The 14,607-nt window shown below is 54.2% G+C and carries 17 protein-coding genes; 4 read left to right on the top strand and 13 right to left on the bottom strand.

Features of this window, described 5'->3' with window-relative positions:
- Window positions 1-5 precede the first annotated feature (5 nt).
- The 12 genes from VV869_RS18885 to VV869_RS18830 all read right to left on the bottom strand — a co-directional run bounded on the left by VV869_RS18885 (window position 6) and on the right by VV869_RS18830 (window position 8,286).
- On the bottom strand, window positions 6-575 hold the full coding sequence (locus VV869_RS18885) for a nucleotidyltransferase domain-containing protein (protein ID WP_337736470.1): 570 nt from the start codon (window positions 573-575) through the stop codon (window positions 6-8).
- A 34-nt stretch (window positions 576-609) separates the two neighbouring features.
- The gene (locus VV869_RS18880; RefSeq protein WP_261602859.1) at window positions 610-1,362 is read right to left on the bottom strand and encodes an SDR family oxidoreductase; all 753 of its coding nucleotides are present in this window, start codon (window positions 1,360-1,362) and stop codon (window positions 610-612) included.
- A gap of 191 nt (window positions 1,363-1,553) precedes the next feature.
- A complete protein-coding gene (locus VV869_RS18875) occupies window positions 1,554-2,597 on the bottom strand; it encodes a S66 family peptidase (protein ID WP_337736469.1) in 1,044 nt (347 codons plus the stop codon).
- A gap of 212 nt (window positions 2,598-2,809) precedes the next feature.
- Entirely contained in the window at window positions 2,810-3,379 is a 570-nt protein-coding gene (locus VV869_RS18870) for an NAD(P)H-dependent oxidoreductase (protein ID WP_337736468.1), read from the bottom strand.
- A gap of 47 nt (window positions 3,380-3,426) precedes the next feature.
- Entirely contained in the window at window positions 3,427-3,792 is a 366-nt protein-coding gene (locus tag VV869_RS18865; protein ID WP_337736467.1) for a MerR family transcriptional regulator, read from the bottom strand.
- A gap of 85 nt (window positions 3,793-3,877) precedes the next feature.
- Entirely contained in the window at window positions 3,878-5,083 is a 1,206-nt protein-coding gene (locus VV869_RS18860; protein WP_337736465.1) for a retropepsin-like aspartic protease family protein, read from the bottom strand.
- 105 nt (window positions 5,084-5,188) lie between these two features.
- Window positions 5,189-5,731: a GNAT family N-acetyltransferase gene (locus tag VV869_RS18855; RefSeq protein WP_337736464.1), complete on the bottom strand. Its 543-nt coding sequence runs from the start codon at window positions 5,729-5,731 to the stop codon at window positions 5,189-5,191.
- Between the two features lie 63 nt (window positions 5,732-5,794).
- Window positions 5,795-6,601: a PhzF family phenazine biosynthesis protein gene (locus tag VV869_RS18850; protein WP_337736463.1), complete on the bottom strand. Its 807-nt coding sequence runs from the start codon at window positions 6,599-6,601 to the stop codon at window positions 5,795-5,797.
- 38 nt (window positions 6,602-6,639) lie between these two features.
- On the bottom strand, window positions 6,640-6,990 hold the full coding sequence (locus VV869_RS18845; RefSeq protein WP_337736462.1) for a hypothetical protein: 351 nt from the start codon (window positions 6,988-6,990) through the stop codon (window positions 6,640-6,642).
- A gap of 66 nt (window positions 6,991-7,056) precedes the next feature.
- Window positions 7,057-7,347 (bottom strand): YciI family protein, encoded by a 291-nt coding sequence (locus VV869_RS18840; RefSeq protein WP_337736461.1) that lies wholly within the window; start codon window positions 7,345-7,347, stop codon window positions 7,057-7,059.
- A 9-nt stretch (window positions 7,348-7,356) separates the two neighbouring features.
- Window positions 7,357-7,833: a GNAT family N-acetyltransferase gene (locus VV869_RS18835; protein ID WP_337736460.1), complete on the bottom strand. Its 477-nt coding sequence runs from the start codon at window positions 7,831-7,833 to the stop codon at window positions 7,357-7,359.
- Window positions 7,834-7,914: 81 nt separating this feature from the next.
- On the bottom strand, window positions 7,915-8,286 hold the full coding sequence (locus VV869_RS18830) for a TFIIB-type zinc ribbon-containing protein (RefSeq protein WP_337736459.1): 372 nt from the start codon (window positions 8,284-8,286) through the stop codon (window positions 7,915-7,917).
- A gap of 207 nt (window positions 8,287-8,493) precedes the next feature.
- Between VV869_RS18830 and VV869_RS18825 the strand changes: the two genes are divergently transcribed.
- Window positions 8,494-9,273: a GNAT family N-acetyltransferase gene (locus VV869_RS18825; RefSeq protein ID WP_337736458.1), complete on the top strand. Its 780-nt coding sequence runs from the start codon at window positions 8,494-8,496 to the stop codon at window positions 9,271-9,273.
- A gap of 48 nt (window positions 9,274-9,321) precedes the next feature.
- On the opposite strand, the gene VV869_RS18820 is transcribed toward VV869_RS18825, so the two are convergent.
- Window positions 9,322-9,744: a YkvA family protein gene (locus VV869_RS18820; protein ID WP_337736457.1), complete on the bottom strand. Its 423-nt coding sequence runs from the start codon at window positions 9,742-9,744 to the stop codon at window positions 9,322-9,324.
- Between the two features lie 175 nt (window positions 9,745-9,919).
- Between VV869_RS18820 and VV869_RS18815 the strand changes: the two genes are divergently transcribed.
- From VV869_RS18815 to VV869_RS18805, 3 genes are all read left to right on the top strand, one after another.
- Window positions 9,920-10,765 (top strand): VOC family protein, encoded by an 846-nt coding sequence (locus tag VV869_RS18815; RefSeq protein ID WP_337736456.1) that lies wholly within the window; start codon window positions 9,920-9,922, stop codon window positions 10,763-10,765.
- A 217-nt stretch (window positions 10,766-10,982) separates the two neighbouring features.
- Window positions 10,983-13,769, top strand: a complete 2,787-nt coding sequence (locus VV869_RS18810) for a cation-translocating P-type ATPase (protein ID WP_337736455.1) — start codon at window positions 10,983-10,985, stop codon at window positions 13,767-13,769.
- Window positions 13,766-14,374 carry a histidine phosphatase family protein gene (locus VV869_RS18805; protein ID WP_337736454.1) on the top strand — a complete coding sequence of 203 codons (609 nt, stop codon included), beginning with the start codon at window positions 13,766-13,768 and terminating at the stop codon, window positions 14,372-14,374. The genes VV869_RS18810 and VV869_RS18805 overlap by 4 nt, the downstream gene beginning before the upstream one ends.
- Window positions 14,375-14,607: the final 233 nt, after the last annotated feature.

Below are 14,607 nucleotides of genomic sequence, written 5' to 3'. Positions count from 1 at the left end.
CCGGCTTATTCATCCAGCTTGTGCGCCAGTTTTTTCAGATAACCTTTCGCCAAATCCGTATTGCCCCGACTGAGCCACTTGATACAGTCAAACAGCTCCCAGATCAGGCCGTCGTCGCCGCAGGTATAAGCCGGAAAATCTGCATGCTTGGGTACCGGATCATCGGTTAAGCGCTGGCGGATCAGATCCGCTTTATCAAACAAGACCCGGTAGGGTTGACAGAACAAGAACGGCTCAGCGAGATCGAGGCAATGAATTTCTGCACTGGTCAGATCCTCAAACAGGTATTTGCGAAAGCTCACCGTCCCGTTGTGCTCCCCTGTCAGGGTATAGAAGATCGCCTTATCGGCTTCAAACTTTTGGAATAAATCATCCGCCCGGCGATGACGATCCCGGGTCGTCAGGACAATAATATCGGCATCGGAAACCCGATCACCGCGTCCTTTCGCCAGAGAGCCAACCAAAACCGCCGCCAGGACATCTTCATCCGGATAAAATGCGTCGATTGCTGATGCGACCAGCGCCTGCTGTAAAGGCAGCCCTTCCAGCCCCAGGGCCTGAACGTCTGGTGTCATCGTGACTCCTTGTGATCAATGGGATCGTTTCGGGTTACAACCCACCAGCGAGATCAATAAAGGATCCGGTCGAAAATGAAGATTTTTCAGAGGCCAGCCAGTAGATCGCTTCGGCAATTTCATGAGCTTCGCCGCCCCGCTGCATCGGGATCTTCGATTTCAGTCGATCCACCCGGCCCGGCTCGCCGCCAGCAGCATGCATGTCGGTATAAATCAGCCCGGGACGTACCCCATTGACCCGGATCCCTTCCGCAGCCACTTCCAGCGACAGTCCCTTGGTCAGGGTATCCATCGCCCCTTTCGAGGCAGCGTAGTCGATATATTCATTTGGTGATCCGCTTCGCGCAGCGCCAGAAGAGACGTTCACGATCGTACCGCCCTGACCTCCGTGACGTGTTGACATCCGCAGCACCGCCGCTTTGCAGCACAGGAAACAGCTGGTCACATTGACCGTCAGAATATGATTGATCCGCTCGGCCGTCATTTCATCCAGACGACACTGGGGCTGCAAGATCGCGGCGTTATTCACCAGCACCGTTAAGGTGCCCAGTTCCTGATCGACCCGGGCAAACAGCGCTTCGACGTCATCGGCCTGCGAGACATCAGCCTGGACCGTGATGCACCGACCGCCCATCGCACGGATCTCGTCGGCAACCCGCTCGGCCGCCTCATGATCCGTCCGGTAGTTCACACAAACCGCGTAGCCCATTCGGGCAAACAGCAGGGCCGTTTCTGCACCGATCCCCCGGCTGGCACCGGTGATCACTGCGACTTTTTTCTGGTTCATCATCAATCTCTTACCATCCGTTTCTCAGGTGATACACCTGAGTTGACGTCCGAACCATATCAAACTCAATGCTTGCTTGTCACACAAAATCGCAATAGTGGTTAACGAGATGTAAACGTGCTTATCAGGGGGGAGTGTTTCATGATTTGCTTGACCAGCCAGCGAATCAGCCGGGAACCTCTCACCGGGGTTTAGCAAAGCGTCAGCTTCAGTGTCGCCTGACCGCCTTCGACCCGCAGCTGCGCATAGGCACCGTTCACTAAAGTGAGATTCGGAGGCAAGTGGCCGATATCCGCATCGTAAATGACCGGCACGGGTAAATCAGCCAATGCCTGCAACAGCGTTTCATCGCTGTCGATGTCCTTCCCTTGTGCCTTCGGCACAGCATTCCGACCAATGATGATCCCGTTCAGCCCTTTGAAAATGCCCTGATATTTCATCCCCAGCAATGTGCGTAAGTACACAGTCGGCGGCATTTCGGCATTTTCAAAATAGAGCAACACGCCCTTCTCATCGGATGCACGATGAAACGCGGCCAGGTCTAAATATGGCGTAGAAGCCAGATGACACAAGGTATCCAGACACCCGCCGATCAGGCGCCCCTGAACTTTGGCCGTATCCGTCTCTCCCAACACCTGCCAGCGAGTCGGTTCCGTCAGGGACAGCACGGCGTTCGGATTGTCGGCAAACGACTCCCCTACCATTTGGTACGCTGCCGAAGACTGCTGGACAAAACTTTCACCGGCTGCGTGATTCAGGCAGTCCAACACACCACGCGTCAGCGGTTCCGGCTCCTCGGGATGCAGCTGCATCAGATTCACCGTATGGCTTGTGGCCCAACCCAGCCGGGTCGTCAGAGCCATTTGCAAGGTGCTGATATCAGAAAAGCCAATCAGCCATTTGGGCCTGGCAGCGGCCAAGCGTTCAAAATCCAGCAACGGCAAAATATCCATTGCAAAATCCCCGCCCCAGGGTGGCATTACGGCATCAATGCTGTCGTCACAAAGAAATTGCATCAGTTCCCGGGAGCGGATTTCCTTCGGGGCGCTGACATGCATGATATTCTCGCGCAGGCACCGACCCTCAATCACCCGAAACCCCTGCGCTCTGAGATGAGCGAGTACAATCTCCAGCCGCGGGTGGCACGCCTCAGGCACCCCCGCTGAAAAAGCTGTGACCGCAATGGTGGCACCCGGCGCCAACGGCCGGGGATAACGAATGTTCGTCCATGTCATGTGGCTGCTCCTTGTCTGATACTGTTTCAACATCCTATCAAAAGACGCATCAGTAGTGCTAATCAGTTGTTAACAAAGCAAAAATTGATGTTAATTCCCATTCCCTCGTTATTCAGAAGATTGGGTTCCTGACAGTATGCACAATCAAAAAGGCGCTCATGACTAAGCGCCTTTTGCGAGCTGGGACAATTCGTCCCCAAACGAGTCAGAGGTTAACGACAAGCGGCCCCATGCGCCCGGACCGTCTCTCCCCACTGCTGAAGCTGCGCCTCATCCGCCATAATCACTGAGCCAAACAGATCGACCTCAGCCGGGGCAATCCCGCTAAACTGCAACGTATAGCGATCCAACTGCGCCAATACGGGCGCCGCTTGCTCAGCAAGGAAAGTATCCGGGGCGTCCATGGTCAGGATCAGGCGCGCAGTTTTACCGGCCAGCAACGGGACCGGATCCGGAGAGCCCGACGCATAACGAAAAGCAAAGCCCGGCAGAAACGTCCGGTCAACCAATCCCTTCAGTTTCGCGGGCACGCCGCCCCACCAGATCGGCGCGACGATCACCAGATGATCGGCCCAGGTTAACGCGTTCTGAAACTCAACCAGGCAAGGTTCCAGTGGCTGATCCGAGTCATATCCGATGTCCAGGCTCGGGTTGAACGCCATCTGACTCAGGTTAAAACGCCGAACTTCGGCGACTTCTCTGGCTTCCACCTCATAAATATCGGCCAAGTGACGGCTTAGGCTGTCTGTTTTCGGGTTGCCGTTGAGTACCATTATTTTCATTGTCTCTTTCTCCTGTCGGTGTTGAGACAATGATTCTACGGTCTGCCCTAAAGGGCAGAGTCAAGCATTTTCGGACAAGCATTGAGCGACTGAAGACATAGCTCGGCCTGAGCAATTTTCGCTTCCAGAGCCTGCTTTTCCAGCTCAAGCGATTGCTTGACCTCAGCCAGGAACAAGCCGATTCGCTGCCAGTCCAGCTCGCCATTTTGGTAAACAATCACATCCTTCAGGCGGGACAGGGTCACGCCCAATGATTTGGCTTCCACAATCAGTTTCAGCGCTTCCACCTCCTGAGCACGATACACGCGATAGCGGCCGTGTCTCGCCGGTGGTTGAATTAACCCTTTTTGCTCGTACAGGCGAATGGCTTTCACCGAGAGCCCGGTTTGTTTGGCGACGGCTCCAATATACATCTTACTTATTTTTCTCCCGATGACACCGAACAGTGTCGCATGGTTCACGTCAGATGCAGATTGGCAACATCAGACGCGGGGTTTCCTATTCAATCTCCCGGACATCAAAACGGCCGTTGTAGAAATCGATATTCATGATGCGTTTTTTCGCCGTATCGATCCCAATCCGACCGTCGCACAGGCTGTGCTTACAGTCTTCATGTTCGACCCGGACCTCAATGTCTTCCACCATCACCGTGGCGGATGGGAAAGTAAATTCAACCGCCTCCAGATTGGCGGTTTTCTCTTCTTTACCTTTGCCGCCCAGTCCGGAGAACTGCTTGGACTTCCAGTCCAGATCATCGATCGCATGACGAGTCAGATAACGCTCCGTCACCTGGCTGCGCATCGCTCCGGTATCTAAGAACCACAGCAAATTGCCTTTTTCCGAGGACTGAGTCAGCACCATGGGATCATCAAACAACCAGACCAAATTAGGTTGTGGGCCTGATTTTTTGACCGGCCGTTCAATCAGAAGCCGCTTATCGGCAAAGTTAAACGTTAAGTTCATCTTTTTCAGTACCGGCCAGCCAATGATCCCGTCGAGCTGGTACCAGCTCATGCCCAGCAACCGCTGCTCAAGCGATTCATTCTCCACAATCACCGCTGGCTGATGATGCAGCGCCGTCGGCCCCAGCCGGAAAGACGGCAAAATCGTCAGTTGGGCAAACACTTCATTGTCGGTGGCGGTATCTATCGAAACCTGGTGTTGCGGATCGGCGACAATGCCCAGTTTGTCTGCAACCCGCTGGGTGATCACATTGGTCGAAGCGCCGGTATCCAGCACAAAGTAAAACGTCTTACCGTTGATCTGTACTTCCACGCGGGGCAACGTGACCAGAAAATGGCTTTCCAGTGGAATGTCACCGGACGGCGCATGATATTCCAGCGCGGGGGCCGGATGATCAAGGTAGAGCTGAGCCAGCACGGCGCTATCGTCGCTGGCCTGCAGGATCCCCTGCGCAACCAGTTCCCGCAGCATGTCGAAGCGCTCCAGTTCAGTCAGCAACGACACCCACAGCGGCAGAACTTGCTTGTCCTGCTGATAACGCAGCGCGAGCGCCTGCTCAGCCGTATCAAACTCAGCGCGTTTCATCAACGCGTATATCTCAGCAAATTGCTCTATTTTTACTGTTTCAGATTGAACAGTCATTACTTCCTGGCTCGCGTGCGGGTTGTCAGAATCAGCAGCCACCTCGTGGCTGATCATCCACAGAATCGGGAGTACTGTGAATAATTTTCGAATCGACATGTCATATCCTTCCCTGGATGTTAGCTGACAAGGCCTCCGTCTGAACAACTCTTAGTCTGAACGACTCTTCCGCAGACAATCGGCCTTCGGAATGAAGATGAGCGCTTAATCCGGCTGATGTAGAGACCGTGTCATCATCAAATACGAGACCGAGCGTCCGTCGATCCGATACATGTCCGAGATCGAAGCACATTGGGTAAACCCTTCTCGCTCATACAAACGACAAGCCGGGGCATTGGTGGACAGCACCCAGAGATCAAGATGTTCAAACGCACTGTGGGTCGCCGCCCAATCGACGACATACCGGATCAGTTGCTTGCCCAGCCCTTGTCCCCGGCACAGACGACTCACGCCCATCCCCAACAGCGCCCGGTGCTGGGTGTTTGGCTCATCATGATGGCGCAGATCGATGTGGCCCAAAATCTGCTCGCCTTCCACGGCCAGCCAGATCTGACGCCAGCCGTTCTCGCCGACAACTTTATCCATGCCATCACGAAAACGGCTTTTCATCGCGTCAGAGAGTTCGAGCTGATCGCGGGATAGCGGATGAAACAACGCTGTATTGTCGCTCCCGTTCTCTTTCAACTGCTGCGCCAGATATTCAAAGAAACCCGGCAAATCTTTCTGTTGTGCCAACCTAATTTCCACACATTACTCCTTGTTCTTTTACCGCCACCATGTCGCGGCGTTTTCCTAAGTTCCCAGCCCCTGTCATGAAGGCAACAACAGCGTCCCTTGAATCACCGTGACCGCCTGCCCGGCAAGCAAGACCCGGTTATCCGATTGCAGCGCCATCTTCACATATCCACCCCGGGCCGACGCCTGATAGCCTCTGAGCACCGTTTTGTTAAGCTTGGCGGCCCAATAAGGCGCCAGCGCACAGTGCGCCGAGCCGGTCACCGGATCTTCATTCACACCAACCCAGGGCGCAAAATAGCGGGAAATGCAGTCAGCACCCGGTTCATCGGAAAGCGCGGTCACCAACACACTGCGTCCGGGCAGTTGTTTCAGACCGTCAAAGTTGGGCGTAAGCGAGCGGACAACCGACGCATCGGTGACTTCAATCAGCACTTTGCCGTCGAATTCACCGTAAGCCACCAGCTGATCGTCATTCAGACCCAAATGTGTGATGAGCGGCTGCTGTACCGCTACATCCAGGGCAATGCTGGCCGCCGGAAAATCCATCTCGATCTCGGTATCGGCGATCTTCACCGCAAGCGCACCTGATAACGTACGAAAGGTGACGGTCTCCCCCACGCGGGCCCGGCCGGTTTCTTTCAGCACGTGGGCGACAGCCAGGGTACCATGCCCACACAGGGCGACTTCGACTTCCGGGGTGAACCAGCGCAACTGGTCATTGCTCAGGTTGAGAAACGCAGTTTCCGAGACTGCCATTTCGGCGGCAATCGCCCGCATCTGAGACGGCTCTAACGCCGACGATGTAAGACACACCCCGGCCGGATTACCTTCAAAGGCTGATGTCGTAAATGAATCGACCTGATAAATATCTAACTTCATGAAGTTTCTAGTTTTACATTGCCAATTAAAATTGTGGTTCAAAACACCATCGCATGATCAACCAGGTAACGCCCGTCCTGATAGACCAGAACCATTTCCGCGACATATTCGCCTTCAACCTTACTGAAGCCCTGCTGCCAGACGAAGGCCGCAGAGTCCGGTCGCTTGAACACACGCACCGGGGTTCGCGCCGTGAAAAAGCCTTTTTCAGCCTGATATTGCTTACAGATCTGCTCCAGGTATTCCGGCATCACGATTTGGCGCATCCGCTCGGTAAAATCACGGGTATGCCGGGCATGATCGATATCGGTCGAGCCTTGCATCAGGTTATCCATCAGCGGGTTGGCGATATCCCATAACGCCTGTTCGGATAGTTGTCGAAAATCCATCGTGTCCTCCTGTCAAAGTCACTTTGCCTTACATTGGAACAGCCCAACGAGCCAAACGGCGCTCAGTCAGGCTTCGAGTAAGCAGCGCAACTCAGCTGATGTTCTGGTCGGCACAAACTCAGTAATCTCATACTCGGCCAAACCATGCTGATAAAACGGGTCTTGCGCCAGAATGGACTCCAACTGAACCTGACTCTCTGCCCGCGCCAGGATCACGCCACCGGTTCTCGGATTTTTCCGCCCTGATGCCAGAAATGTTCCTTTGGCATATTCCCGGTCTAAAAACGCCACATGGGCTTCGAGGTGCTGTTCAACTTCCTGCAGCTCGCAAACATAGTGCAATGAAACGACAAACATCCGCTCTCCTTAATATTTCAGCAACTTGCTCATGATCCGTGACTGGGTCCCAAACCCTTGGCGGTCATAAAACTGCTGGGCCTGGTGGTTAAATTCCATCACCTCCAGCCGCATTTCATCCGCCTGATTTGCCACAGCCCACCGCTCTACCGCCGTCATCAACGCATCACCGATCCCACGGCCCTGACACTCCTCGTCCACGACAATGGTATTCACCCGACAAATTCGGTTTGTATTCAGAAAACTCAACTCGGTATTTTGCGTGAGGCGCGCAACGATAAACCCGCTCACCCGAGACTCAACTTCAGAGACATAAAAAATCGTATTGTCTGCCGCCATCAACTCAAGCCAAAACGCACTGCCGCTGTCACTTTGGGCCGGATTGCTGAACACATGCGGCACATGTTGATGATGCAGTTGGTTAATCTGATAGCCCAGGCGGCAAATCGCCTCAATATCATCTGCGGTCGCGATTCTCACATTCATATTCAATTCCATTGAGCAAAGACCGGGTCGATTGACCCGGTCTTTTCATTCCTTCAGATAAAGCGCGGCACGATGCCTCGATTAATGGCGCTCTTCCACCGTGAACTTTTTCAAAAAGTCACTGATGGTATACTCGGACAGGTCGATCAACTCACCGGCATCATAAAAACGGCCATAACACGTCGGGCAGCTTTCGAACCAGATGTGCGGCTGCTTTGGATCAACCATCCGCAACAATTGGTTGTTCGGACACACCGGGCAATCAATGTGACCGATCTTGTTAAACTCTTTCCCGACCTCGACATCTCCGGTATCCAGGCTTTCAGCAATCGGCTTTACATCTTCCAATTCATAAATATCGACCCATAAGCCCTTACAGTCGGTGCAACGCTCCACGTCGCCCAATGGGGTATGCAGTTGCTCAAAGTCAGATTTACATTTCGGGCACTTCATCGCCTATTCCTTTCTACATCAAACTTACAGGGCACCGGCACGCGCTCACACGACCGACCAGTGCGCAAATCAAGCTGAAACTATAGCACTGAAATCAATATCTTATAAATAATGCGACCCAGCAAAATTGCCAACGACGCCATATTTGGTGAATAATCTTGCGATACGCCACAATTTGCACCATACATCAATTTATTGGAGCGCCATTTGAAACCATCGGAAGTGATGCATGCTTACAACCAGCATGAACGCAAGGACGCACAGTTCTCCGGCTTTACCAAAGTCGAAACTCCACAATTAGTGAAATTTATTTCACAACACGGCCCCGGCAGCTTTATCAGTTTTTACTGTTTTTCTGCCGATGAAACCAATGAGCGGATCGCCGACGAGATCGCAGCCTTTGCCAGATTAGGTCAATCTTTTGAGTGGAAAACCTACAGCACAGACCAGCCCGCGGACCTTGGTGCAGCGTTGCTTACCCATGGCTTTACCCGAGAGGCTTCTGAATCCTTCATGGTGCTGCCGTTGGAAACCGTAGAAGCCCAGATGCCGGTACCGGACTGTGTGGTCGAGGTCAGTGATATTGATGGTATTCGTGACGCAATCCGGGTTCAGGAGCAAGTCTGGGGCGGTGATTTCAGCCATCAGATGGCGCACTTAATCCAAACCAAGCAGCAAACGCCGGACGATATCGCCATCTATGTGGTCTATGAGCAAAGTCAGCCCGTTTCTTCGGCATGGATTATCTATCGCGACGAGAGCCCGTTTGCCGGTATCTGGGGTGGGAGTACCCTAGAAGCTTTCCGAGGCCGGGGCTACTATTCTGCCCTGCTGCATCAGCGGATCAATGATGCCAAACGGCGCGGCAAGCAATATCTCACCATTGATGCCTCGGATATGAGCCGGCCGATTGTCGAAAAGCACGGCTTTCAATTAATTGCCACGACGACGCCCTACATCCATCTCGCTACGCCAGGCACCGTCTGAATCGGTCACTTGAACCGGGGGCTTAAGCGCGCTTCAGTCCCCCAAAATTCAGGCCTCGGGATCACGGCTACCCGCGGGTGATTCGGGGCTGTGCTGCCAACGCTCAAACTTGGCCAAATCCTGTTTCACCAATTTCACACAAGTGGCAATCACCATCGCATCATCGATCAACCCCACCACCGGCAGCATATCCGGGAAGAAATCCATCGGGTTGAACACATACAAGAGCGCCGCCACAATCGCGGCAATGGTAAACCAGGGAATTTCCCGATATTCCCCCTGCCAGTAGGCTTTGATCAACGCATACATGCTGAGCACGGCATCAAAATACACCTGAAGCGTCCCGCTGCCGCGGACTTTCTGTTTAATCTCCTGCTCTTTGGTCAGCACGGTTTCGATATCACGCTCGGTAACCTGGCCGGCACTGTCACGCAATGTTTGATCGGCTTTTTGTTCGGACATGTTGCTCATTTGCGCCTCCTTGTTACGCACTCCGCAGCATATGCTTGCTCACTATAACCCAATCAGCATTTTCTGCGTTACGGCGACGAACAAATTTTAATTATTTTCCCACGCCGCCGCCGGAGTTCAACTATGGTGTAACTCACATCATGAACGATAACCCCCTCAGGAATGGAGGCAATGTATGAAAGTGATGGTGATCGTGAAAGCTACACCGGGCTCCGAAGCCGGACAAATGCCCGACCAGGCACTGCTCACTGCCATGGGCAATTTCAACAGCGACCTGGTCAACGCCGGTTTGATGCTCAGCGGCGAAGGGCTCAAACCCAGCCGGGAGGGGGTTAGGATCCACTTCAGTGGCGCTGAACGTCGTATCAACCACGGACCATTCGGCCCCCCTTCAGAACAGGTCGCCGGTTACTGGATTTGGCAGGTCCGCTCCCTCGAAGAAGCCATCGACTGGGTGAAAAAATGTCCCAATCCGATGGCGGAATATTCGGAGATCGAGATCCGGCCATTGTTCGAAGCAGAAGACTTTGCTGCCGAAGATCCGACGGGTGAAATCAGACAGCAAGAGGCGCAACTCCGCCAGTCCGTCGCGATGCAGCAGTCACGTTTAAATACCTACCTGTTCTTCGGCGGACGCTGTGACGAAGCGCTGGCTTTCTACCAACAGCACCTGGGCGCCCAAGTTTCGCTACGCATGCGTTTCAGCGAAAGTCCCGATCCCTTACCTGAGGGCATGCTTCAGCCGGGGTTTGAAGAGAAAATCATGCACTGTGAGTTTTCCATCGGGGATATGGTCGTCATGGCTTCTGACGGGTGCAGCGATGCCCAGACTTTCACCGGTTTCAGTCTGGCACTCACGGTGCCGACAGCAGAAGATGCCCACCGGACTTTTCAGGCGTTATCAGAAAACGGCCGGGTCGACATGCCGCTGGCTGAAACCTTCTGGTCTCCGCTGTACGGCCAGGTCACTGACAAGTTTGGCATTTCCTGGATGATCATGGTCCCGGGTCCGCAGGACTGACCCGCCTCATCCCCTGAACTCCAAACGATCCAGGACTCCAAAAAACCCTGGAACTGCTGGAAGCTCAAGTGATGTGGCTCAGATAGCCTGTCACAACCTTGCAATACCCTGGCACTCCCTACGCTGCTATATCAATGAGAGAGCAGAACGGTGAATCACGTGCGCCAACGGTTGAAAAAACAGCAGTATTGTGCGCAAACAGGGAAAGGGAGACCGCATGCAGCATTTCCATAGCAAAACGCCTGAGCAAACCTTACGTGCATTCAACACGTCGTTGTCGGGTCTCCGTGAAGGCGAGGCCCGACAACGACTCAGCCAATACGGTGCCAACCAACTGCCGCACCCACCCCGCCGGCACCCGGTGCTGCGTTTTCTGGCTCACTTTCACAATATCCTCATCTACGTGCTGCTGGGTGCGGCATTGATCACCCTGATGCTGGGCCACATCGCTGATACGCTGGTGATCGGGATTGTCGTGATCATCAATGCGGTCATCGGCTTTCTCCAGGAAGGTAAAGCAGAAAAAGCCATGGACGCGATTCGCCACATGCTGGCACAGCGCGCGGCGGTGATCCGCGATGGCAAGCGGCAAACCGTGATGGGCGAAGTGCTCGTTCCGGGGGATATTGTCCTGCTTGAAGCCGGGGACAAAATTCCGGCCGATCTACGCTTGCTCAACACCTACAGCCTTCAGGTTCAGGAAGCCGTGCTCACCGGCGAGTCGATGCCGGTAGATAAAGACCCGACTGCCGTTGCCGAGCACACCACCCTGGGCGATTGCACTTGCATGGGATTTAGCGGTACCACCGTGACCACGGGCCAAGGCATCGGTGTGGTGGTCGCCACCGGCGTACAAACAGAGATTGGTCGTATCAGCGGTTTACTGTCCGAAGTCCAGCCCCTGAATACGCCGTTGCTCACCCAGATGTCTATCTTTGCCAAGGGCCTGACCCTCGCGATTCTGACCATCGCCGCGGGGATGTTTCTCTTTGGTTACCTGATCCAGACGCAGGACTTTACGACCATTTTCATGACGGTCGTCGGGCTGTCTGTCGCCGCGATCCCCGAAGGCTTGCCCGCGGTGCTAACCATCACCATGGCGGTTGGGGTTCAGACCATGGCCAGACACAACGCCATCGTACGTCGCCTGCCGGCCATTGAAACCCTGGGATCGGTATCGGTGATCTGCTCGGACAAAACCGGCACCCTGACCCGCAATGAAATGAACGTCGTCTCACTGATCAGCCGTGACATCCAATTTGAGATTAACGGCATCGGCTATGAGCCCATCGGAGAAATCAGAACTCAGGATAAATTGGTCACAGCCGCAGAACATCCAATATTGCTTGAACTGGCGCGAACAGCAGCCTTGTGCAATGACGCCGAACTCAGCCACCAGGAAAATATCTGGACCGGTCATGGGGATCCGATGGAGGTCGCATTACTGGCCATGGCCGGAAAAATCGGAGGCGATCATTTCCGGTCGCGTCGGGAATGGACCCGAACAGACGTGATCCCCTTCGATACCCGCCACAAGTATATGGCGACCCTGAATCATAACCATGAGAACAACGCCTTTATTTTTGTCAAAGGCGCACCGGAGACCCTGTTGGCCTTGTGCAGCCTCGAACGCGGCACCCACGCGTCGGCCCAGGCCCAGTTGCTCGATCGTGATTTCTGGCTGCAACAGGCGCATCAGATAGCCGCTCAGGGACAACGGGTTTTGGCTTTCGCCATCAAACCTGTGCCCCCCGAACATACCGTGCTCGAGCATCACGACATGGCTGACGCATTAATCTTCCTCGGGCTCGCCGGGCTGATTGATCCACCACGCCCCGAAGCCATCACGGCAATCGCCGAGTGCCATCATGCGGGGATCGATGTGAAAATGATCACCGGCGATCATGCAGCCACGGCCGTGGCCATCGGGAAACAACTGGGATTGACAAACTACCGCACCGTCTTGACCGGTGCCGAGCTGGATCAACTGGACGATGCCGCGCTCAACCACATCGTCTGCGACACCGGGATCTTCGCCCGGACCAGCCCGGAGCACAAGTTACGCCTGGTCATGGCCCTGCAAGCGCGCGGCATGACGGTCGCGATGACCGGCGACGGCGTCAATGACGCCCCTGCGCTGAAGCGAGCCGGAGTGGGGATCGCGATGGGAAAAAACGGGAGCGAGGCGGCCAAAGAAGCAGCCGAAATCGTATTAACTGACGATCATTTCGCAACCATTGTCGCCGCCGTCCGGGAAGGCAGAACTGTCTACGACAATATTAAAAAAGTGATCAGCTGGACCTTGCCGACCAATGCCGGTGAAGCCATGACCATCATCGTCGCGGTACTACTCGGGATCAGCCTGCCCATCACACCCATCCAGATTCTTTGGGTCAATATGATCACCGCCGTCACCTTAGGGATCGCCCTCGCTTTTGAGCCAACGGAAACAAACACCATGCGACGCCAACCGCGCAACCGGAATGAATCACTGCTCAGCCGGGAGTTGGTCTGGCAGATTGTGCTGGTCGCCTGCCTGTTTCTGGCCGGGGTGTTCGGAGTCTATCAATACGCCATGATACGCGGCTATTCCGAAGACCTGGCCCGCACCATCGCGATGAATACACTGGTGGTGCTGGAGATTTTCCACCTGTTCTTTATCCGCAATATGTACGGCACCTCACTCACCTGGAAAGCCATCCGCGGAACCCGCGTGATTTGGGCCGCGATTCTCGCCGTCACGCTCGGACAATTCGCAATAACCTATGTACCTTGGTTACAGTCTGTTTTTCAAACCGAAAGTGTGCCCTGGCAGGACGGCCTGCTCATCGTGGCCATTGGCGTCACGGTTTTTTCGCTGACGGAAATTGAGAAACAAATCCGCCTGAAACGCCGCCGTCGGCAGGATGCATCTACCCGGAGTAGCCCACACAATTCACGTCCGGACGCGTCCATGGGCAAGGGCAAGCAAATCAAGCCAAAAGACAAGGAAGAATCACGATGATCCGAATCACACTCCTCCGACATGGTCACTCCGAGGCCGATGAGCTGGGTGTCCATGAAGGCCGCCTGGATAGCGCATTAACGCCCTTGGGCCGGCAACAAGCCACCCAGCGCGCCGAAACTTGGCATGCACAAGGGCGTCAATTTGATCGGCTGTTTTCCAGCCCCCTGAAACGCGCCAGAACTTGTGCCGACATCCTTGCCAAACAGTTAAACCTGGACGTCATCGTCCGGAACGGACTCATGGAGCGCGACAACGGGATACTCGCCGGTTTAGCCTTCACGGAATCCCGGCATCGCTATCCCAAGCCGGATGTCGTCACGCCTTTTCAACCTTATGTGGTCAGTGCCGGGAACGGCGAAAGTTACACGGAATTGTATTGCCGGGCAGCACTGGAGCTACAATACCTGGTTCGCCAGGGAGACGGGGCTTCTCTCGTGGTCTCCCACGGTGCATTTCTCAATGCCATGATGAACGTCATTTGCGGCAACCAGCCCCGCGCCAATGAGTCCGGATTGGTTTTTCAACTCGGAGATTTGGCCTTTATCGATACTTGCTACGATGCGGCGACCGATACCTGGATCATTGAGTACATTAATCCATAACAATCCATCGAGATTTTATGCTGCTTAACCACACTCCTATCATTGTTTTGTGTGTGCTTATCGCCCAAACGAATAACAAAATATGCTGTTATCTCTCATCGGCCTCATGAATCGCATGATTTTTGTCACACAATTTGATATAAACCGAAACGCATATTTACAAGTCGCGCATCAATGATGATCCGATCATCACATCATCACCGTCGTTCTGAACCGGCTTGTGGATTTGCGTT

This window comes from Photobacterium sp. MCCC 1A19761, assembly GCF_037389125.1.
GTDB lineage: Bacteria > Pseudomonadota > Gammaproteobacteria > Enterobacterales > Vibrionaceae > Photobacterium.
This window is presented reverse-complemented; position numbering and strand designations above follow the sequence as displayed.

Coding starts and splice junctions, on each gene's coding strand:
- VV869_RS18820 (WP_337736457.1), bottom strand. CDS start 9,744: ATGAGCAACATGTCCGAACAAAAAGCCGATCAAACATTGCGTGACAGT.
- VV869_RS18865 (WP_337736467.1), bottom strand. CDS start 3,792: ATGTATATTGGAGCCGTCGCCAAACAAACCGGGCTCTCGGTGAAAGCC.
- VV869_RS18885 (WP_337736470.1), bottom strand. CDS start 575: ATGACACCAGACGTTCAGGCCCTGGGGCTGGAAGGGCTGCCTTTACAG.
- VV869_RS18815 (WP_337736456.1), top strand. CDS start 9,920: ATGAAAGTGATGGTGATCGTGAAAGCTACACCGGGCTCCGAAGCCGGA.
- VV869_RS18860 (WP_337736465.1), bottom strand. CDS start 5,083: ATGTCGATTCGAAAATTATTCACAGTACTCCCGATTCTGTGGATGATC.
- VV869_RS18835 (WP_337736460.1), bottom strand. CDS start 7,833: ATGAATGTGAGAATCGCGACCGCAGATGATATTGAGGCGATTTGCCGC.
- VV869_RS18805 (WP_337736454.1), top strand. CDS start 13,766: ATGATCCGAATCACACTCCTCCGACATGGTCACTCCGAGGCCGATGAG.
- VV869_RS18840 (WP_337736461.1), bottom strand. CDS start 7,347: ATGTTTGTCGTTTCATTGCACTATGTTTGCGAGCTGCAGGAAGTTGAA.
- VV869_RS18875 (WP_337736469.1), bottom strand. CDS start 2,597: ATGACATGGACGAACATTCGTTATCCCCGGCCGTTGGCGCCGGGTGCC.
- VV869_RS18870 (WP_337736468.1), bottom strand. CDS start 3,379: ATGAAAATAATGGTACTCAACGGCAACCCGAAAACAGACAGCCTAAGC.
- VV869_RS18830 (WP_337736459.1), bottom strand. CDS start 8,286: ATGAAGTGCCCGAAATGTAAATCTGACTTTGAGCAACTGCATACCCCA.
- VV869_RS18845 (WP_337736462.1), bottom strand. CDS start 6,990: ATGGATTTTCGACAACTATCCGAACAGGCGTTATGGGATATCGCCAAC.
- VV869_RS18880 (WP_261602859.1), bottom strand. CDS start 1,362: ATGAACCAGAAAAAAGTCGCAGTGATCACCGGTGCCAGCCGGGGGATC.
- VV869_RS18810 (WP_337736455.1), top strand. CDS start 10,983: ATGCAGCATTTCCATAGCAAAACGCCTGAGCAAACCTTACGTGCATTC.
- VV869_RS18850 (WP_337736463.1), bottom strand. CDS start 6,601: ATGAAGTTAGATATTTATCAGGTCGATTCATTTACGACATCAGCCTTT.